Annotated in this window: 10 protein-coding genes and 1 pseudogene; 10 read left to right on the plus strand and 1 reads right to left on the minus strand. The window is 58.2% G+C overall.

From position 1 onward, the window contains the following. Positions 1 to 3: 3 nt before the first annotated feature. From HMPREF9163_RS05680 to aepY, 10 genes and pseudogenes are all read left to right on the plus strand, one after another. Positions 4 to 1,098, plus strand: a complete 1,095-nt coding sequence (locus tag HMPREF9163_RS05680; protein ID WP_009440747.1) for a 2-aminoethylphosphonate aminotransferase — start codon at positions 4 to 6, stop codon at positions 1,096 to 1,098. A 23-nt stretch (positions 1,099 to 1,121) separates the two neighbouring features. Then, complete coding sequence (locus HMPREF9163_RS05685; protein ID WP_009440748.1) at positions 1,122 to 3,290, plus strand: sulfatase-like hydrolase/transferase; 2,169 nt, start codon at positions 1,122 to 1,124, stop codon at positions 3,288 to 3,290. 38 nt (positions 3,291 to 3,328) lie between these two features. Next, positions 3,329 to 5,467: a sulfatase-like hydrolase/transferase gene (locus HMPREF9163_RS05690; protein ID WP_037346257.1), complete on the plus strand. Its 2,139-nt coding sequence runs from the start codon at positions 3,329 to 3,331 to the stop codon at positions 5,465 to 5,467. Positions 5,468 to 5,490: 23 nt separating this feature from the next. Beyond that, positions 5,491 to 7,641: a sulfatase-like hydrolase/transferase gene (locus HMPREF9163_RS05695; protein WP_009440750.1), complete on the plus strand. Its 2,151-nt coding sequence runs from the start codon at positions 5,491 to 5,493 to the stop codon at positions 7,639 to 7,641. A 35-nt stretch (positions 7,642 to 7,676) separates the two neighbouring features. Continuing rightward, on the plus strand, positions 7,677 to 9,785 hold the full coding sequence (locus HMPREF9163_RS05700) for a sulfatase-like hydrolase/transferase (protein ID WP_009440751.1): 2,109 nt from the start codon (positions 7,677 to 7,679) through the stop codon (positions 9,783 to 9,785). After that, positions 9,786 to 11,111, plus strand: a pseudogene (locus HMPREF9163_RS12070) (sulfatase-like hydrolase/transferase). A gap of 26 nt (positions 11,112 to 11,137) precedes the next feature. Beyond that, complete coding sequence (locus HMPREF9163_RS05710; RefSeq protein ID WP_037346403.1) at positions 11,138 to 13,255, plus strand: sulfatase-like hydrolase/transferase; 2,118 nt, start codon at positions 11,138 to 11,140, stop codon at positions 13,253 to 13,255. A gap of 26 nt (positions 13,256 to 13,281) precedes the next feature. Next, positions 13,282 to 15,393 (plus strand): sulfatase, encoded by a 2,112-nt coding sequence (locus HMPREF9163_RS05715; RefSeq protein ID WP_037346260.1) that lies wholly within the window; start codon positions 13,282 to 13,284, stop codon positions 15,391 to 15,393. Beyond that, complete coding sequence (locus tag HMPREF9163_RS05720; protein ID WP_009440756.1) at positions 15,390 to 17,519, plus strand: sulfatase-like hydrolase/transferase; 2,130 nt, start codon at positions 15,390 to 15,392, stop codon at positions 17,517 to 17,519. The genes HMPREF9163_RS05715 and HMPREF9163_RS05720 overlap by 4 nt, the downstream gene beginning before the upstream one ends. 83 nt (positions 17,520 to 17,602) lie before the next feature. After that, positions 17,603 to 18,718, plus strand: a complete 1,116-nt coding sequence (aepY, locus tag HMPREF9163_RS05725; protein ID WP_009440758.1) for a phosphonopyruvate decarboxylase — start codon at positions 17,603 to 17,605, stop codon at positions 18,716 to 18,718. Between the two features lie 101 nt (positions 18,719 to 18,819). Here aepY and HMPREF9163_RS05730 read toward each other — a convergent pair whose 3' ends face one another. Beyond that, positions 18,820 to 20,535 carry a tetratricopeptide repeat protein gene (locus HMPREF9163_RS05730; RefSeq protein ID WP_009440760.1) on the minus strand — a complete coding sequence of 572 codons (1,716 nt, stop codon included), beginning with the start codon at positions 20,533 to 20,535 and terminating at the stop codon, positions 18,820 to 18,822. Positions 20,536 to 20,600: the final 65 nt, after the last annotated feature.

A 20,600-nucleotide genomic window follows, 5' to 3' on the forward strand; every position in this document is an offset into this window, starting at 1 on the left:
CCTATGGACATCAAACGCAACATCCTCCTCAACCCCGGTCCCGCGACCACGACCGATACGGTCAAGCGTGCGCAGCTCGTCCCCGACATCTGCCCGCGTGAGCGTGAATTCGGCGAGCTCATGCGGGAGCTGGGCACAGATCTCCTCAAGGTCGTCCACGCAAACGAAACGGAGTGGACGACCGTCCTTTTCTGCGGCTCGGGTACGATCTGCATGGACGCGTGCGTCAGCTCGCTCATCCCCGCTGACGGAAAGCTCCTCATTGTCAACAACGGAGCCTATTCCGCACGTGCAGCAGAGATGGCGCGCGCCTACAGCGTGCCGCACATCGACCTGAAATTCCCAATCGACGGGCTGCCCGATCTCGCCGAGGTCGAACGGACACTCGTCGAAAATCCTGACATCTCCGCCGTCTACACGACGCATCAGGAGACGGGCACGGGCATCCTCAATCCCGTGCGTGAGATCGGCACGCTTGCCCATGCGCACTGCGCAATCATGATTGCAGACACGATCTCGACCTATGCAATGATTCCATTCAGCGCAGACGAGATGAATATTGATGTCTGTATGTCGTCGGCACAAAAGGGAATCCAAGGAATGACGGGGCTGTCCTTTGTAATCGCGCGAAAATCCGTCCTCGATGCGGCAAAGGCATATCCCGTGCGCTCCTACTACACGAATCTCGTCATGCAGTACGAGGGATTCGAGCAGACGGGCGAGATGCGCTTCACCCCGCCCGTGCAGACCGTGTACGCGGCAAGGCGCGCACTCGCGGAGTACTTCGCCGAGGGAGAGACAAAGAAGTGGACACGCCACACGCGCACGATTGACGCCATCCACGCAGGGCTTGCACGGCTCGGTCTCACGGAGGTCATCCCGCGCGAGCTCCAGTCGGGACTGGTGGTCGCTGTTGCATATCCGTCGGCGGACTTTGACTTCACGCGCGTGCACGATTACTGTTACGAACGCGGCTATACGATCTATCCGGGCAAGATGCAGTCTGCATCGACGTTCCGCCTCTGCGCGCTTGGTGCGATTGACGAGGCGGATATTCATGGCTTCTTCCGTGTATTCGAGGAAGCGCTGAACGCGTAATCCATGTGAGGGGATAGGGAGAAATGCAGGACGATTTTACGGTATTCTGGCACAATGATGAGCACGCCTCTGCGCTCTTTTACGATCTTCTTGACCGTTCGGAGCGCGGGGCATACGACGACGATTTCCTCGTGCAGCTTGCCGCCTATCGTCAGGCTGCACCAGATTCAGAACGCGCAGATATCTTCGCTGCACAGTATCTCCTCCACCACGGTGATGCAGAGAATTCAGTCATCTGCGGTGAGCGGGCATATGAGAGACGTCCCCTCAATCTCGAAGTGTGGCGTGTGCTCGCTGCCGGCTACAAAATCTGCGGGCGGGAGCTCGATTCCATTACGATGCAGGGGCGTGCATATGGTCTCTATCTGGGTGCAGATATGGGCGGGATCGACTTCGACCTCAGCCTGACCGAAGAAAATATGAATGAAGCCCTGGGGCGGCTTTCCTTTGCCGTGGGCAAGTGCCTAAATGCACCGATCGCAACGAGCCGTGCCTACTTCATGAATCCGGGGCTGGGCTTTCGTTTCGACGTATTCATCGGCGAGGCGATTCCGATTACGTATCCCGAGGACAGCGCGCGTTTTTGGAGCGCTGTCTATATAGAAAATGCAGGTCTTTCCGACCACAGCTATATGCTCTCTGATGCACGTCACGACAGCTGGCTCTCCCGCTACGGACACCGTGACTTTTTCTTCGATCTGCAAAAGGCGTGCGAGATACGCGGCACGACCGAGATCCAGCTCCCCGAGGGTCGGGAAGCGATTGTCCCCATCGCGGGCACGATGCCGGATCAGAAACTTTCTGTGACAACAGCATCCACAGGAACGCATGACATATATCTGGGCAAGTGGGCATTCAGCTTCTTCCGTCTGAACGAAAATACGCAGCTGCACACCGATGAATCGACGCCATATGCTGTGGGCTCCCCGATTCTGCTCGGGCATAGTCCCGCACGACGAAAAGTGGTGCTGAACATCCTCGTCGACGGCCTTTCCGGAGCGATCGCTCATGCCCACAGCGCCACGCATCTGCCGAATATTTCCAAATTCTTCGCACGCGGCACCGTGTTCACGCAGCATTTTTCGACCTCGGAGCATACGCTCCCGTCATTTCCCGCCATCGAAACAGGATACTATCCCCATCATACGCATCTTTTCAACGTCAATGCCGGCTACGAGCTGCCGCTCAGGATGACGACCACCGCCGAGCAGATGAAGAATCTCGGCTATTACTGCGCAATTCCAATGGGCAGCAATCAAGGGATCTCCCACGGTATTATGCGTGGTTTTGATCGTCTCGTTGTCTCCTCGTGGATTCAGAACTCGGTCGATGGTGTGGACTATGTACTGCGTCAGCTCCGCGCCTTTGACGAGGTCGACCAATACCTCTATCTTGCGGTCAACGACGTGCACCCGTATGACGGCCTCGGCTATAAATTCGACACGAATATCGAGACCCATCTTCCGCTCTCCGACCGCTTCTTCAGCCATACAGAGCGTGAGGCAAGCGTCTTCCTGTCCAGCATGAAAATCTATCAGGAGCAATATCTGGAGCGCATACGGCAGATGGATCAGAACATCGGCCTCCTCCTCGCCTATCTCGAAGAGCATTTCGACGAAGACGAATACCTCGTGAGTATCTATTCGGATCACGGCGTTTCCATATTCAACAAGGTGATCTCCGGCAGCTTGGATATCATCAGTCCGTATGCCACGAGTGCGACGTGGATGATGCGCGGTGCCGGAGTTCCCGAGAGCGTAGTCTCAGACGAGCTGACGAGCATTGTCGACATTTACCCAACGCTCGCCCATCTGTGCGACTTCGCCCCTGCGCGCGATATTGACGGAAATCTTCCCGCCGTATTTGGTGGAAAGGAGCGGGATGCCGTTTACTCCTCCTCGCAGTATCCCGGGCAGACATTCAAGCTCGCCGTACGCACACACGAGTACGCACTCCGCCTCGAAACGCGCGCGCCTGTCGATGAGGACGGGACGGTGGACTTCGTGGGGGCACGGGTCGGGATCTATCCACGGGAACACGAGCTCGAGGAGGACTATGCGGTGGATTCCGCAGAGCTGCGCGCATTCTTCTATCCGCGTGCCCGCGACTTTGTGCAGGAGATTGCAAACAACGGCGAGTTCTGGCCCGCGATGCGCGCTGCACGACCTGAGTGGTTCGGAACGAACCACTAGAGCGATAATACATGAACCAAACGTGGAAAGGGATATCTATGCAGGACGATTGCACGGTGTTCTGGCGCAACAACGAGCGCGCCTCTGCGCTCTTTTACGATCTCCTCGCACGTGCGGAGCGCGGCGCATACGACGATGATTTCCTCGTGCAGCTTGTGGCCTATCGAGAGGAAAGCCCGGACTCCGAGCGCGCAGATATTTTTGCCGCAAAGTATCTGCTCTATCACGGGGATGCAGAAACGGCCGCGCTCTGCGGAGAGCGTTCCTATGCACAACGTCCTGTGAGTCCCGCCGTCTGGGATGTACTCACGCGTTCATACAAGGAGCTTCACCGCTATGTTGACGCCTTGGTGCTTGAGGGCTATATGTGTCAGCTTTTCAATGTACCGGTCCGCATCCACGACTATCCGGGAGCGGCGATCACGAAGGAGGCGTTGGACCGTCTGTCGATATCCATGAGCCGTCCTTCCTTCGCACCGATTGTCACGCGCGTCTCCTATGCTCCGAACGAGGGTCTGACTTCAGTTGAAGGTGTCTTTGCCGGTGAGTTTCTTCCCATCGACCCGCAGATCATGCCGCACTACTATGTCGGCGTTCATGCGGAACAGGGGTTGCAGGGTGATCACGCATGGCAGCTGAGTGTTCTGCAGAATGCCCCGGGGGTGGGTTGTTTTGGTGCAGGCGATTTTACGTTCGATCTCCTGCGCAGCGACCGTATCGGGAAAGAACTGCGTGTGGATATTGCCCACGGGCAGGATGCGGTGCTCCCCATCATCGGCACGGTTCTGCCGACACTCGGTCTGAATGCGCCCCAACACATCCATATGCGCACGCAGACCATGGACCGTTACGGCTGGCTGAATGTGGCGACCCCCAATTTCTATCGTCTGGATGAGCCGACGGATATAGCATCGGATGCCGATCTCATCGTCGGCAAACCGATCTCCGTACGGCACAACCCGGTGCGCCGCCGACTCGTACTGAACATTCTTGCCGACGCCCTCCCGTGGCAGATACTGCGCACAACGTTTGCGGAACAGATGCCGCATACGGCACGCTTCTTTGCGCGCGGTACGATCTTCGATCAACATTTCTCTGTGGCGGAGTACACGTTTCCGGCACTTCCGGCGATTGAAACAGGAATGTACCCGCACCATAATCAGATTTTTAACGACAAGGTTTCCGTTCCCCTCCGCGCAGACTATGTGACGCTCTCAGAACGTCTGAACGATCTGGGCTACGCCACTTCCTCTCTCATGGGGTATGGCGGAGGAATCTATACCGGCGTAACACGCGGCTATGATCGCCTCCTGTGCTCCTGTTACCGCCAGCCGAATTATGAAGCGATGGAGCGCGTCATCCGCCATCTGGAGGGTCTTGGCGCGGGCGATCACTTCATTCACATTCATTCGAGCGATGTACATCCGTGGCCGTCCCCGCTCTTTCAACATCCGACGGCGGCACAGGCGTATCTGCCGCTCACCGCGCGTATGACCGAGCCGATCGGTGCCATCCCCAGCCCGTATCAGCCGCCCACTCCACTGAGTCAGGAGGGGTTCCGGATGGGTGTGCGCACACTTGATCGCTCGCTCGGTATGCTCTTCGCCTATCTGGAGGAGAACTATGCGCCTGAAGAATACCTCATCAGTCTCTACTCCGACCACGGTGTTTCCATCTTCAGTATGCAGCCCTACATTGTTGATCCACTCCTCACAGGTGCGACATGGATGATGCGCGGCGCAGGTGTGCCGGAGGGAGTCGTCGCGGACGAGCTGACGAGTGCGGTGGACATCTACCCGACGCTCGCTCACCTGTTGGATTTTCCCGTGGCTGCAAATGTAGACGGCGTGCTTCCGCGCATCTTCGGCGGGTCAGGACGCGAAATCGCGTTCAGCAACTCGCTCTATCCGACAAAACCCTATGTTCTTGCCGCACGATCCGCGACGCATACATTCTGCTGCGAGACGGAAGAACCGATCGCGATGGACGGCACCGTGGACATCGCAAAGGCAAAGGTTGCCATCTATCCACGCGAACACGAAAAAGAGGAGGGGCATGAGGTCGACAGCGAGGCTCTGCGCGCGTTCTTCTACCCGCGTGTGCGCGAATTCCTGAAGAGGATCGCAAGCAACGGTGAGGTATTCCCCCCTCCACCGGGCAGTGCTATCGGCGACTAAATCCGAACCGGAAAGGAAATCCCATGACAGACGATTTCACGGTATTCTGGCGCAACAATGAGCGCGCATACAATCTCTTTTATGATCTCCTTGAACGCGTGGAGCGCGATGCCTACGACAACGATTTCCTCGCGCGGCTTGCCGCCTATCGGGAGGAATCGCCGGACTCCGAGCGTGCGGATATCTTTGCTGCGCGCTATCTGCTTGTGCAGAACGACGTGGAAAATGCCCGTCTCTGCGCGGAGCGCGCCTCTCGCCGCCGTCCCGTGAACTATGAGATCTGGAAACTGCTCGCAGAGATCTACAGACGACTCGGACGTACAGAGGCTGCACTCACAATGGCCGGCTACGCGTACGGCATCTATCTTTCGCCCGAGCTTTCCGTGCAGTTGACTGAAGATCATTGGCGTGAGGAGCTTGATCGGCTCTCGGTCGCACTCGGCTGTGGCAATTTCGCACCACTCGTCAAGGCACGCGTCTCCATGAATGAAACAGGTCTGAATTTTCAAGGGGATGTCTTTATCGGCGAGCCGCTTCCCCTCACGATGCCGGCGCACCACTCCCGCTTCTGGGTGGCATGCTATACGAACGCCTTCCTTTCAGATCATGCGGTTCTTGTCGAGGAGCTCCGCCATACAGACGTATTCCATGAAAAAATGCACCGTGGCTTCTTCTTCCAGTTACAGCAGGCGAAGGAGGTACGCGGAGCGGTAGAAATCTCCGTCCCTGCAGGAGATGAGGTCATCCTTCCTATTGCGGGTACAGAGCATTTACAGGAACTCAGAATCGAACCGAGGACGATGCCGGCGCAAGCAGCCTATCTCGGCAAATGGGCATTCAGCCATTTCCGTTTGTCCGAATCCGTACGCCTCTCGCCGATGAACGATGCGCCCTATGCCGTGGGGACACCGATCCGCCTCGGGCACAGTCCCGCGCGGAAGAAGCTCGTGCTGAACATCCTCGTGGACGGTCTGCCGTGGAACATTGCGCGTACGCGCTTCTCCGACGGTATGCCGAACATCGCGCGCTTCTTCGCACACGGCGTGATCTTCGATCAGCATTTCTCCACATCCGAATGTACCTATCCTGCATTGCCCGTCATCGAGACAGGACGTTACCCGCATCATACGCAGGTCTTTAATGAGCGCGACAGTCACGAGTTGCCGCTTCCCTTCAAGACGCTCTCAGAGTGTATGGCGGATCTCGGCTACTATGCCACCGCACCGATGGCGACGAATGACAATATCTACTGTGGGGCGATGCGTGGATACAATATGCTGAATATCGCCTCATGGCTGCAACCGTCCGCAGAAATGGTCGACCGTGCGATCATGCAGATGGAGGCATTTCACGAGACGGATCAGTTCCTCTATCTGCATACGAGCGATGTGCATCCATGGAATGCAAAGGGGTTCAAGTTTCATCCCACCGTGGAAACGCAGCTGCCGCTCGCGCAGCGTCTCTTTGAACTGGATGAACACGTTGCAAGCGTCCGCCTGCCGGATCTCCGCATCTATCAGGAACAGTTTTGGCAGAGTCTCCGCCATGTCGACCGCACGATCGGCTATCTGCTCTCTTACATCGAGGAGCATTTTGCGCCGGACGAGTATATCGTAAACCTTTACTCCGATCACGGAAGCTCGGTGTTCTCTGCACCGACGAACGACGTGATCGATGTGATTGGTGAAAATTCGACCCGCGCCACGTGGATGATGCGCGGGGCAGGGATTCCCGAGGGAATCGTTACGCACGAGCTGACAAGCATTGCGGATATCTACCCCACGCTCGGTCATCTCGCGGGCTTCCCTGTCGCTGCCGATATCGACGGCAATCTCCCTGCCGTCTTCGGCGGGAAGAAACGCGACGCCGCCGTCAGTATGTCGATCTTCCCGGGACAGACGTTCAAACTTGCCGTGCGCACGCATGACCACGCTCTGCGCCTCGAAACGCAGGAAGTCGTCGATGAGGACGGAACGGCGGACTTCGCCGATGCAAGGGTGGCGATCTACCCGCGCGCCCACGAGCTTGAGGAGGGCTATGAGGTCGACAGCCCCGATCTACGCGCGTTCTTCTATCCGCGTGCACGCGACTTTGTGCAGGAGATTGCAAACAACGGCGAGTTCTGGCCCGCGATGCGTGCTGCACGACCTGAGTGGTTCGGGGAAAAATCGTGAAAGAGCCTATTTGAGCGAAGGAAAAAGGAGATCACATGACGGACGATTTCACAGTATTTTGGCGTAATGACGAACACGCCTCTACGCTCTTTTACGATCTGCTGACACGCGCGGAGCGGAATGCCTACGACGATGTCTTCCTCACGCAGCTCGCCGCCTATCGGGAGGCAAACGGCGATCCGGTGCATGCGGATGTCTTTGCCGCAGAGTACCTGCTTGCGAATGATGACGCAGAGGGAGCCGTACTCTGCGGTGAGCGTGCCTTCCTCGCCCGCCGCATCGACCACAGTGCGTGGCAGGTGCTCGCGCGTGCCTATCGTGCGCTCGGGCGCTGGGAGGATGCGCTCCTCCTCGATGCGTATACGGCAAAACTGCTGAATCATCCGCTCTCGGCAGAGGATGTCCCGCCGGAGGTGTTCACCGAGGAGGTTCTTGATCGTCTCTCCGTCGCGAGCGGCAAGCCCAGCTATGCACCGTTCGCCATATCCCGTATGACCTATGACGCGGAGCATGGTCTGACCACTGCGTGCACATCCTTCATGGGCGAGTTTCTGCCCCAGCTGACCTCGGATCTACCACCCTACTATGTCGGCGTCTATACGGAGCAGGAGCAGCAGGGAAATAAGGCTTGGCTGCTCGCCCAGATCCACAACGCGGCGGACGTGACTTACTATGTGGGCGGAGATTTCATCTTTGACCTCATCCGCAGCAGGCGTGCCCCGGGCAGAGCAGAGCTCAATCTCTCCCCGGGGCAGTCCGTCGTCCTGCCGCTGCTCGGAACGACCGATTTCCAACAGCTGCGGGTGAAAACGCCGCACATTGACAAGGAGACACCGCTCACAATCGCAACGCCGAACTTCTTCCGTCTCAGTGAGTCGACGGCACTCTCCTCCGATCATAATTTCATTGTCGGCACACCGATCACGGCTCAACACAGTCATACGCGTCGGCCGCTCGTGCTGAATATCCTCGCCGATGCGCTCCCATGGGCGGTCGTTCGTGACAACTTTGCCGAATGGATGCCGAACACGGCACGCTTCTTCGCACGCGGCACCGTCTTTGATCAACATTTCTCCGTGTCCGAGTACACCTATCCCTCACTCCCGACGATTGAAACAGGGATGTACCCGCATCACAACGGAATCTTCAACGACAAGATCACCGTTCCGCTGCGCAGAGAGTTCGTGACGCTCGCAGAGCGTATGCGCGATCTCGGCTATGCGACATCAAATCTCATGGGGGACGGTATCGGGGTCTACAACGAGGTGACGCGCGGCTATGAGCGCCTCATTATCACGGGTTACCGGCAACACGCCTATGAGGGCGTCGAGCGGACGATCCGGCATCTCGAGGGGCTGGGCGACACGGATCAGTTCATCTTCCTCCACACGGCAGATGTACATCCGTGGCCTTATCCACTCTTTCAGATCACGTCGAGCGTACAGGCACGTCTGCCGCTCGCAGAACGGCTCTCGGGTGCTGTGGGCAGTGAGCCGAGCCCCTATATGCGCCGCACAGACCTCAGTATGGAGGCCTGCCGTCAGGGTATCCGGGATCTCGATCGCGCACTGGGGACACTCTATACCTATCTGGAGGAGCACTATGCACCCGATGAGTATCTCGTCAGTCTCTACTCTGACCACGGCGTTCCCATCTTCAGTGAGCATCACTACATTGTCAGTCCCGATCTGACGCATGCTGCGTGGATGATGAGAGGTGCAGGAGTGCCGGAGGGGATCATCTCAGAGGAGCTGACGAGTGCGGTGGACTTCTATCCGACGCTCGCTCATCTCTGCGGCTTCCCCATCGGTGACGATGTTGACGGTGTCCTTCCAAAACTCTTTGGCGGTGCGGGGCGCGAGATCGCATTCAGCAACTCGCTCTATCCGACCAAGAGTTACTGTCTGCGTGCACGTGCAAAGACGCATACCTTCCATCTCGAGACGGGCACGCCCGTCCTCGCGAACGGAACGGTCGATCTCGCACGCTCAGTCTCTGCGATCTATCCGCGGGACTACGAAGGGATTGCAGGATACGAGACAGACAGCCCTGAGCTGCGCGCGTTCTTCTATCCGCGCGTACGAGAATTCCTAAAGGGAATCAGCAACAATGGAGAGATGTTCCCCCTGCCGAAGGAGATATAGATGGCGAATGATTTCAGTGTATTTTGGCAGAACAACGAGCAGGCCTCTGCACTCTTTTACGATCTTATAGCGCGTGCAGAAAAAGAGGCCTACGACGATGATTTCCTCGCACAGCTGGCGGCCTATCGGGAGGCTACGCCCAACTCGGAACGCGCAGATATTTTTGCTGCGCACTATTTGCTTGCGCAGGACGATGTGGAGAGTGCTTGTCTCTGCGCCGAACGCGCATATCAGAAATGTCCCGTAAACTACAAGGTGTGGAAACTGCTCGGTGCGGTCTATGCACGTCTGGGACGGACAACAGATGTACTCACGATGTACGGCTATGCGCACGGCCGGTATCTCACCCCCGATATTCCACCGGAGCTCTTTCTTCGTAGCGGAACAGAGAGCCTGAACCGCCTCTCCGTCGCCACGGGGCTTGGCACGGGCTCCGCTGTCACAGACGCGTGCCGTACTGAATGACGGAGAGCTATATCTGATCCTCGACGCCTTTGTCGGGGAGCATCTGCCCCTCACCCCTCCCACCGCACGCGCTTTCCGGAGTATATGCCGCATATTGCGCGTTTCTTCGCGCAGGGCACGATCTTCGATGAGCATTTCTCCACGTCCGAGTGCACCTATCCGGCTCTGCCTGTGATCGAGACCGGGCGCTATCCCCATCATACACAGGTGTTTAACGAGCGTGATAGCCACGAGATCCCGCTTGATTTCAAGACGCTCTCCGAGTGTATGTCGGATCTTGACTACTATGCCGCCGCACCGATGGGGGCGAGCGACAGCGTCTACTGCAGCGCACTGCGTGGCTACCTGCTGAATGTCGCTGCATGGAAGCTGCCGTCTGCCGAGATGGTAGACCGTGCGATCATGCAGATGGAGGCGTTTCACGAAACAGATCAATTCCTCTATCTCCACACAACGGACGTGCATCCATGGAATGCAAAGGGGTTCAAATTCTATCCGACGCTCGCGCATCTCGCAGGCTTCCCCGTCGCCGAGGACATCGACGGCAATCTGCCCGCCGTGTTCGGCAGCACCCCACGAGACGCAGTTTACAGTCTCTCGATCTTCCCACGACAGACGTTTAAGCTCGCCGTATGACACACACGCACGCGCTGCGCCTTGAGACGCGCGGCTATACCGAGGATGACGGTACGGTTGACTTCGCGGAGGCTCAGGTCGGGATCTATCCGCGCGGACATGAACGCGCGGAAGGCTACGCGATGGATTCCCCAGAGCTGCGTGCGTTCTTCTACCCGCGCGCGCGATTTCGTGCGCGAGATTGCAAACAACGGGGAAAGCTTTCCCCTTCCGGAGCAGATATGAACCAAATCGACGGAAAGGACGACCGTATGACGGACGATTTCACCATATTCTGGCGCAATGATGAGCATGCCTCTGCGCTCTTTTACGATCTCCTCGAGCGCTCGGAGCGCGGCGCATACGACGATGATTTCCTCGTGCAGCTCGCGGCATATCGAGAGGCTGCACCGGAATCCGAGCGTGCGGACATCTTTGCTGCACAGTATCTCCTCCATCACGGAGATGCGGAGAATTCCGTCATCTGCGCAGAGCGTGCCTATCGCGCACGCCCTGTCCAGCATGCGGTCTGGTCTGTGCTCTCCCATGCGTACAAGGCGCTTGGACGCTATGCAGATGCGCTCGTCATGCAGGGCTATCTGACAGGCTGCGGCACCCCCCTCGCGCTCAATCTTCCGCGCGCGGCATTGAATGCACATGCACTCGACCGTCTCTCCATTGCCATGTCCGCGCCGTCCTACGCTCCATTTGCCACGCGCATGGGCTATAACCCGGAGGAGGGACTGGTCGAGCGCGACGCGCTTTTTCTCGGCGAGACGCTGCCCGTCAGCTCCCACATCGAACCGCCCTACTACGTCGGCGTCTATGCAGAGCAGGGGATGCAGGGCGATCACGTGTGGCAGATCGACGCGCTCCGCAACGCACCAGGTCTCTCCTATTTCGGCGGCGGCGACTTCACATTCGATCTCATCCGTGCACAGCAGGTGCCAGGGCGTGCCGATCTGCAGCTTGCTCCGCAGGAGGAGGTGATCCTCCCCGTCCTCGGAACAGTTCTCCCTCTGCTGGATGTGCAGGAGGCACAGCAGCTTCGCATACAGACGGACGAGCTGGATGATACGGCATGGCTGAACATCGGAACGCCGAATTTCTTCCGTCTGGATCGGAGTGCGACACTCTCTTCGGCGCAGGATTTTGTCGTCGGTACGCCGATCCGCATCGGGCACAGTCCCACGCGGCGCAAATTCGTTCTAAACCTCCTCATTGACGCACTCCCTTGGACTTTGCTGCGCGACTCTTTTGCCGAAAAGATGCCGCAGACTCATCACTTTTTTGAGAAGGGGGCGATCTTCGATCAGTGCTTCTCTACGGCGGAGTATACCTATCCGTCGATCGCTGCAATCGAGACGGGAATGTATCCGCAGCACAGCGGCATCTTCAATGACAGATTCACCATCGATCTTCGTCCCGATGATGTGACGATCTCGGAGCGAGCGCGGACGGCGGGCTATGCGACAGCGCAGCTGATGGGATTTGGAGGCGGGGTATACAACGGCATTGTGCGCGGTTATGACCGCCTCATTGTCTCCATGTACCGCGCACAGACCTATGAGGGTGTCGAGCGCGTCATTCGCCATCTGGAGGCATTTCCCGATATCGACCATTTTCTCCTGCTTCACGCAAGCGAGGTGCATCCGTATCCGTCGCCGCTCTATCAACTCCCGAGTGGCGTACAGGCACATCTCTCCCTCGCAGAGCGCGTCACAGAGGCTCCGTCTATGCCCAGTCCCTATATGCGCCCGAACGCGGTGAGTCAGTGTGCATTTTGGCAGAGCATCCGCGATACGGATCGTGCGCTCGGTACGCTCTTCGCCTATCTTGAGCAGCACTATGCGCCCGAAGACTACCTCGTGAATCTCTACTCCGATCATGGGGTTGCCATCTTCAGTGAGCCACACGACATTGTGGGCACGCATCTGACGGGGGCGGCATGGATGATGCGCGGCGCGGGTGTGCCTGCGGGTGTCATCGCGGATGAGCTCACGAGTACGGTGGATATCTACCCTGCACTCAGTCATCTCCTCGGCTTTCCCGTCGGCGGAAATGTGGACGGTGTGCTGCCCAAAATATTTGGCGGTATGGGTCGTGAGGTCGCATTCAGTAACTCGCTCTATCCGACGAAGCCCTACTTCCTCGCGGCGCGCTCCCTGACACATGTACTTCGTCTCAATACGGAGGAGGCGGTTCTCACGGACGGCACGGTCAATCTCGAAGGAGCATGCGTCGCCATCTACCCGCGCACGCATGAAGGAGCGCTTGGCTATGAGATGGACACCCCAGAGCTGCGCGCATTCTTCTATCCGCGCGTGCGCAAATTCTTGCGGAGAATCAACAATAATGGGGAAGTTTTCCCACTGTCGACAGCGAAATGAGTGGCATCATGAGAAGAGGAATCCATATGACGGACGATCTTACGGTATTCTGGCACAATAGCGAGCGTACCTATGAGCTCTTTCAGGATCTCCTTGCACGCTCGGAGCGCGGCGCATACGATGACGATTTCCTCGCACAGCTCGCAGCCTATCGCGCAGCTGCGCCGGACTCTGAGCGCGCGGATATCTTTGCCGCGCGCTACCTGCTTGCCCAGGGGGATGCGGAGAATGCACTTCTCTGCGCGAAGCGTGCACAGGAGAAGCGCCCCCTTAGCCCCGCCCTATGGAAGGTACTCACAGACACCCATTACGCACTGGGGAATACACTGGAGGCTGCCGTATATAAAATCTATCTCCACCGTCTTGCAGGTGAGGCTGCACCCGATGCTCCGCCCATACTCAACAATGCCGTACTGATGCGACTCACGCGTGCGATGAATGACTGCCTTGATGCACCGCTTGCAAAGAAGCGCGCGGTGATCGAAAACAATGTTCTCTCATTCCGTCCTGACGTCTTTGTCGGCGAGTATCTGCCCGCTGCAGTTTCTGAGTGCAATGCCAGCTTCTGGGTGGGAACCTATGCTGACGGGGGCTTTCTCTCCGACCGCGGTTATATGATTGCGGATGCGCGCACGAAGGATTGGTTCCAGGATAATATCTGCCGTGACTTCCCATTTGATCTGCAGAAGGCGCACGAGGTGCGCCGTTCCGTTCAGGTGGATGTACCGGTGGGACGCGAGATTCTCCTCCCTGTCGCCGGGACACAGCCACTGCAGGAGCTCATCGTAAGCACGCCCTCAGAGGATGACCAGCTCGCCTACCTCGGCAAGTGGGCATACAGCTATATGCGCCTCTCCGAACCAACCGCGATCAGGTGTGAGGATGATGCACCGTTCGCTGTTGGAACGCCCATCCTTCTCGGGCACAGTGCTGCACGCAAAAAACTCGTGCTGAACATCCTCGTCGATGGTCTTCCGTGGAACGTCGTACGACCGCACTTTGCCGCATGGATGCCGAACATTGCGCGGTTCTTTGCGCGCGGCACGATCTTCGACCAGCATTTTTCCACGTCAGAGTATACCTATCCGGCACTCCCTGCCATTGAGACAGGCCTCTATCCATACCGCACCCACCTCTTTCGCGCGCAAACAAGCCATGAACTCGCACCGGAGATCCCGACGCTTGCCGAGTGCATGAAGGATCTCGGCTACTATACCGCTGCTCCCATATTGACAGCGGACGGCATATACAACGGTACGATGCGCGGATATGACCGTCTGATCACGACAACGTGGAACCAGCCATCTTCCGTCGGTGCCACGCGCACAATCCACCACATCGAGGCGTTCGGGGAGGCTGATCTCTTCACCTTCCTGCACCTCTCGGATGTGCATCCGTGGGATGCGATGGGATTTAATTTTGCATCCGAGGTGGAGACACGCCTCCCACTCCGACACCGTCTATTTGCATGGGAAAAGACAACGGCGAGTGTTCGTCTGCCCGATTTTGAGATCTACAAGGCACAGTTCCACGCGGGGCTGCGCGATGTCGACCGCAATATCGGCATGCTGCTCTCCTATATCGAAGATCACTATGCAGAGGATGAATATATTGTAAGTCTCTACTCCGATCATGGGAGTTCAATCTTTACGCCGCGTGCAGAGGGGACAGAGTTTGATGTCATCGGCGAGAACTCGACATGTGCAGCGTGGATGATGCGCGGTGCAGGTGTGCCGAGAGGGGTCATTGCGGACGAGCTGACCAGCATCGTAGATCTCTATCCGACGCTTGGGGCACTTACGGGTTTTCCCGTCGCCTCCGACATCGATGGCAACCTCCCGCAGATCTTCGGCGGTACAGCACGTGATGCGGTCATCTCTTATTCCCAGTACGCAGGGCAGACATTTAAGCTGGCTGTGCGCAGCAAGACCCACGCACTCCGTGTTGAAACGCACGATCCTGTTCTGCAGGACGGAACGGCGGATTTTGCGGGAGCAACGGTAGGCATCTATCTGCGGGGACATGAGCTCGAAGCAGCCTATGCAGCAGACAGTGACGAGCTGCGTGCATTCTTCTATACGCGCGCACGACACTTCGTCCAGGAGATTGCAAACAATGGGGAGTTCTTCGAATCATGAGAACAAATGAAAAGGAACTTGCAATGAGCGGCGATACGGTATTTTGGAAAAATAACGAGCGTGCCTATGAGCTGTTTCAGGATCTCCTTGCATGCTCAGAGCGTCGCGCATACGATGATCATTTCCTTGTACAGCTTGCCGCATATCGTGAGGAGGATACAAACGCCGCCTATGCGGACATCTTTGCCGCGGAGTATCTGCTCGCAACTGGCGATGCAGCGTCCGCGATCGTCTGCGGAGAGCGTGCCTTTCGCATCCGCCCGGTGGAGCCGCGCGTCTGGGATGTGCTCGCCCGCGCCTATGCGGCGGCGGGACGCTATGCGGATGCACTCGTTATGCAGGGCTATCCGCTGAATTTCTTCCATGTACCCATCTCTCTGGACGTGCCGGCTGCGGCTCTGACGGAGGAGACGTTGGATCGCCTCTCACGCGCAACGGGCAAGGCAAACTATGCGCCCTACGCCCTGAGCCGTATGCGTTACATGCCTGCGGAGGGGCTGACCGCAGAGTCGACGGTCTTCTTCGAGGAGTTCCTGCCCGTCTCTCAGCATATTACACCGCATTACTACGTCGGCGCATACACAGATCAGGAGATCCACGGAAACAAGCGCTGGCTGATGAATTCGATTGCACATGCCTCAGGACTTGCAAACAATGTCGGAGGAGACTTCACCTTTGATATCATGCGTGCAGAGCGTGCACCGAAGGAGGCCGCGATCTCCGTCGAGCCTGGTGCAGAGGCAATCATCCCCATCTTTGGCACAGCGGACGGGCAGATGCTTACGGCGCAAACAGAGACGGTGGATGACAATATCTGGCTGAATCCCGCAACGCCGAATTATTTCCGATTGAATGAAGATACCGTATTCACGTCGGCAGAGGACTTCATTGTCGGGACGCCAATCCACCTCGGGCACTGCCCCACACGTAAAAAACTCGTGCTGAACATCCTCGTGGACGCACTCCCGTGGCAAGTGCTGCGCACTTCATTTGCAGAGCATATGCCGAACGCGGCACGTTTCTTCGCACGCGGCACGATCTTTGATCAGCATTTCTCCGTACTTGAGTACACCTATCCCTCGCTCCCGACGATCGAGACAGGGATGTACCCACAGCATACTGGTGTGTTCAGCGAGTGGGCGGCGATCGAGCTGAGTGAGGACTGTATTACGATTGCCGAGCGTGCACGAGATGCGGGCTATGCTGCCTCCAGTCTCATGGGAGATGGCATCGGTATCTACAACGGGGTGACGCGCGGCTATGACCGCCTTGTCGTCTCACCCTATCGCCTCCATGCCTATGAGGGCGTCGAGCGCACCATCCGTTATCTGGACGGCTGCGGGGAGGCGGATCACTTCATCTTCCTCCATTTCGGCGACGTGCACCCGTGGGGCGGCGAGGTGTTCCAGATCTCTTCTGCCGCACAGATGCAGCTGCCACTTGCGGGGCGCCTCTCCGGCTCGAAGGAGAAGGTGACGAGCCCCTACCTGCGCCCGAGCGCATTCTATCAAACAGCGTTCTGGCAGGCAGTACATGATACAGACCGCGCGCTTGGTGCACTCTTTGCCTATCTCGAGGAGCACTATGCGCCCGAAGACTATCTCGTGAGCCTCTACTCGGATCACGGTGTGCCAATCTTCAGCCCAACGCATTACATCGTGGACGCGCAGCTGACGGGTGCAACGTGGATGATGCGCGGCGCCGGCGTCCCCGAGGGAATGGTCGCGGAGGAGCTGACGAGCGCGGTGGACATCTACCCTACGCTCGCGCATCTCCTGGGCTTCCCTGTCGAGGCGAATGTGGATGGCGTGCGCCCGAAACTCTTCGGCGGCACGGGGCGCGAGATTGCATTCAGCAATTCTCTCTTTCCACGTAAATACTACCATCTCGCAGCACGCGCGCGAGAGCATACGCTCTGCATGGAGACGCTGGATCCCGTCTCCCTCAGCGGCACTGCCGATCTCGCACGGACGAAGGTTGGTATTTATCCGCGCGCCTATGAGGGCATCGCAGGACACGAGATCGACAGCCCGGAACTGCGTGCATTCTTCTATCCGCGCGTGCGGGAATTCCTGCAGGGGATCGGAAACAACGGAGAGATGTTCCCCCTGCCGGAGGAAATGTAATATGACGGACAATCTTATTCTCATACAGCGCCGCCTGTCATCTCTTAGCAAAGATCTGCATCCACCTGTGATAAGGAGTATATATGAACGTCAATGATCTGATTGCCGTGCTCGGTACAGAGTTTTACGCGGGCGTGCCGGACTCGAAGCTGCGCCCGCTCGTGGACTATCTCATGGACACACACGGCGCAAACAGCCCCGCGCATATGATCGCCGCAAACGAGGGGAATGCAGCGGCGCTCGCGGCGGGCTATCACCTCGCGACGGGCAAGACGCCGCTCGTCTACCTGCAGAACAGCGGGCTCGGCAATATCGTCAATCCCCTGCTCTCGCTTCTGCATCGGGAGGTCTACGGCATCCCCTGCATCTTTGTCATTGGCTGGCGCGGCGAGCCCGATCTCCACGATGAGCCGCAGCATCTCGTGCAGGGGCGGCTCAGCCTACCGCTGCTCGAGACAATGGGCGTTCGTACGATGGTGCTCACACGCGATACAACACCCGCAGATGTTGCACAGTGGATCGAGAAGCAACGCATGCATCTCGCGGCGGGCGGTCAGTGCGCCCTTCTTGTATGCGATGGGGCACTCACCTATCCGAAGCGGAAATATACAAATGACTTCCCCCTGCGCCGTGAGGAGGCAATCGCCACGATCCTTGCTGCCGCGGGAGACACCATTATTGTCGCGACCACGGGCAAGACGGGGCGTGAGCTCTTCGAGCTGAGGGAGGCGCGCGGTGAGGATCATGCCCATGACTTCCTCACCGTCGGCTCAATGGGTCACGCAGCGGCAATCGCCCTCGGCATCGCACTCCACCGCCCGGAGCGGCGCGTGATAGTGCTCGACGGCGATGGCGCCGCACTCATGCACATGGGTGCAATGGCAACCATCGGTGCAGCCGCTCCGACGAATCTCGTGCACATCCTCCTCAACAACGAAGCACACGAGAGCGTCGGCGGTGCACCGACGGCAGCACACAGTGTCAACTTCCCCGCCATCGCTGCGGCCCTCGGCTATCAGGCGATACAGACGGCAGATACAAAGGATGACCTTACGTGCGCGCTTGCCGAACTCCAAACCGCTGACGTGCTCTCCTTCCTGGAGATACGCACAGCAATCGGCTCACGCGCCGATCTCGGCCGCCCCACCACGACACCGCATGAAAACAAAGAAGCCCTGATGCAGACGCTGCAGGGATGATACCACGAAATATATAGGGCCGTTGTACAAAATTATTTGACTTTGTACAACGACCCTATTATTATACCCTGCCATAGACGCTGAGTCATAGCAGTTCATATCTACCCATTCCTGCGCACAAATCTCTCCCAAATCTCCATATATGCCGTCTCCACATCGCGGACATACGTGCGTGCATCCGTGAGCGGCGAATGCGCCAATATGCTGCGCAGATTCGTGCGCAGGGCGTGCAGGGGATCGGGTGAGGAGGCGAGCGCCGCCGCGATCTGCACGTAGCCCTCGGGCCTTGCCGCAATGAGCTCGGGCAGCCCCGCATTGATGAGCAGACTCTCGCCGAAGCGCGCGCCGTGGCTTGTTCCGCAGAGAGTCACGACGGGCACGCCCATCGCGAGCGCCTCGCAGGTGGTGATGCCACCCGTATAGGGGAAGGTGTCGAGCGCGATGTCCATATCTCCGTACTCTGCGAGATGATGCGGCCCAAATCCGCGCAGCTCCACGCGCTCCGTGGGAATCCCGTAGCGCGTGAATCGCTCCGCCGCGATCTCCCGCCCCTCGGCGCTGCCGAAGAGCTTGCTCTTGAGCAGGAGACGCGACTGCGGCACCGTTTCGAGCAGAGCGCCCCAGAGGCGCAGCACATCATCCGTCACCTTACTGAAGTTGTTGAAGCTGCCGAACGTCACATATCCGCGCCGCTCCATTGGGGGCAGGGCGATGGCGGGCAGATCCGATGGCAGCGTGTAGCAGAAATGACTGTGCGGCAGGCAGATCATCTCCTCGGTAAAGGCATCGTCATCCGTCCCGAGGGGATCGACGTGCACATCCGAGAGCATATAGTCGACCGCAGCCAGTCCCGTTGTATTAAAGTAGCCAATGCCCGTCACCTGCACGGGCGCGGGCTTATGGGCGAGCACGGGCAGAGCGTTGTGTTGCGTATGCCCCGCGAGATCAAAGAGGATGTCGATCTCATCGCTGTGCACAAGTGCCACCGTCTCCTCTGCGCTCATGCCGCAGATATTGCGCCAGACATCGACCGCCGTGCGAAACTCCTGCGAGAGACCGTCCTCCGCGCAGTTTGCATAGCAGTACACGGCAAATCTCGTGCGGTCATAGGCGGTGAGAAGCGGACGAATCAGCGTACCGACGGGGTGCGTGCGCAGATCGGGTGAAATGTAGCCGATGCGGATGCGGTCATGTCCGCGCCGCGCATCCGACGCAGTTGAGAGCGGGTGAACATCCGCATAGAGCGCCCCGTAGCCGCGTGCGAGCTTCGCATACGCGGCACGCCGCTCTGAGGGCAGATAGTTCGAGGCAAAGAGCGCGTTGCTGTACTCGATTGCCTTTTTCTCACGAGCTGTCTCAAGGCGGCTCGAGGCGAGAAATGCCTCCACCGCCTCCGCACTCTCTCCCGTCAGCGTCAGAGCCTCCCCGAGGAGACTATACGCGCTCGCGAGAAATACCCTGTGATAGTCAGCTCTGTCCTCAGCGGCAATGCGCTCCTCAAGCATCGCAATGTACGCGCGCAGATGCGCAATCTGTGTGCGGAACTTCCCCTCCGCGCGGTCGATGTAGATCTCCTGACGCGCTGCCCCTGCATGGTGGGGCTCGATTGCGCGAATCCGCGCAATCTCCGCACGCGCCTCATCGTACGCCTCGCAGCCCGTCAGCGCTGCCGCACGGATATAGCGCATCTCCGCATCCTCGGGCAATACGGCAAGGAATTCCTGCGCTATGTCCGCCGCCCGCGCGTATTCGTGCGCCTCATACAGCGCATTCGCCCGCATCAGCATCTCCTGCCGTCGCGCCGCTATGTTCTTCATGCGCTCACCTCCATCCGCTTTATTCGACGATGCGTCACAAAATCCCTTTTAGCACGCAAGCAGAA

This window comes from Selenomonas sp. oral taxon 138 str. F0429, assembly GCF_000318175.2.
In the GTDB taxonomy this organism is placed as follows: domain Bacteria; phylum Bacillota; class Negativicutes; order Selenomonadales; family Selenomonadaceae; genus Centipeda; species Centipeda timonae.

Excerpts from the sequence above, each read along its gene's own strand:
- HMPREF9163_RS05680 (WP_009440747.1), top strand. The coding sequence starts at position 4 with ATGGACATCAAACGCAACATCCTCCTCAACCCCGGTCCCGCGACCACG.
- HMPREF9163_RS05685 (WP_009440748.1), top strand. The coding sequence starts at position 1,122 with ATGCAGGACGATTTTACGGTATTCTGGCACAATGATGAGCACGCCTCT.
- HMPREF9163_RS05690 (WP_037346257.1), top strand. The coding sequence starts at position 3,329 with ATGCAGGACGATTGCACGGTGTTCTGGCGCAACAACGAGCGCGCCTCT.
- HMPREF9163_RS05695 (WP_009440750.1), top strand. The coding sequence starts at position 5,491 with ATGACAGACGATTTCACGGTATTCTGGCGCAACAATGAGCGCGCATAC.
- HMPREF9163_RS05700 (WP_009440751.1), top strand. The coding sequence starts at position 7,677 with ATGACGGACGATTTCACAGTATTTTGGCGTAATGACGAACACGCCTCT.
- HMPREF9163_RS05710 (WP_037346403.1), top strand. The coding sequence starts at position 11,138 with ATGACGGACGATTTCACCATATTCTGGCGCAATGATGAGCATGCCTCT.
- HMPREF9163_RS05715 (WP_037346260.1), top strand. The coding sequence starts at position 13,282 with ATGACGGACGATCTTACGGTATTCTGGCACAATAGCGAGCGTACCTAT.
- HMPREF9163_RS05720 (WP_009440756.1), top strand. The coding sequence starts at position 15,390 with ATGAGAACAAATGAAAAGGAACTTGCAATGAGCGGCGATACGGTATTT.
- aepY (WP_009440758.1), top strand. The coding sequence starts at position 17,603 with ATGAACGTCAATGATCTGATTGCCGTGCTCGGTACAGAGTTTTACGCG.
- HMPREF9163_RS05730 (WP_009440760.1), bottom strand. The coding sequence starts at position 20,535 with ATGAAGAACATAGCGGCGCGACGGCAGGAGATGCTGATGCGGGCGAAT.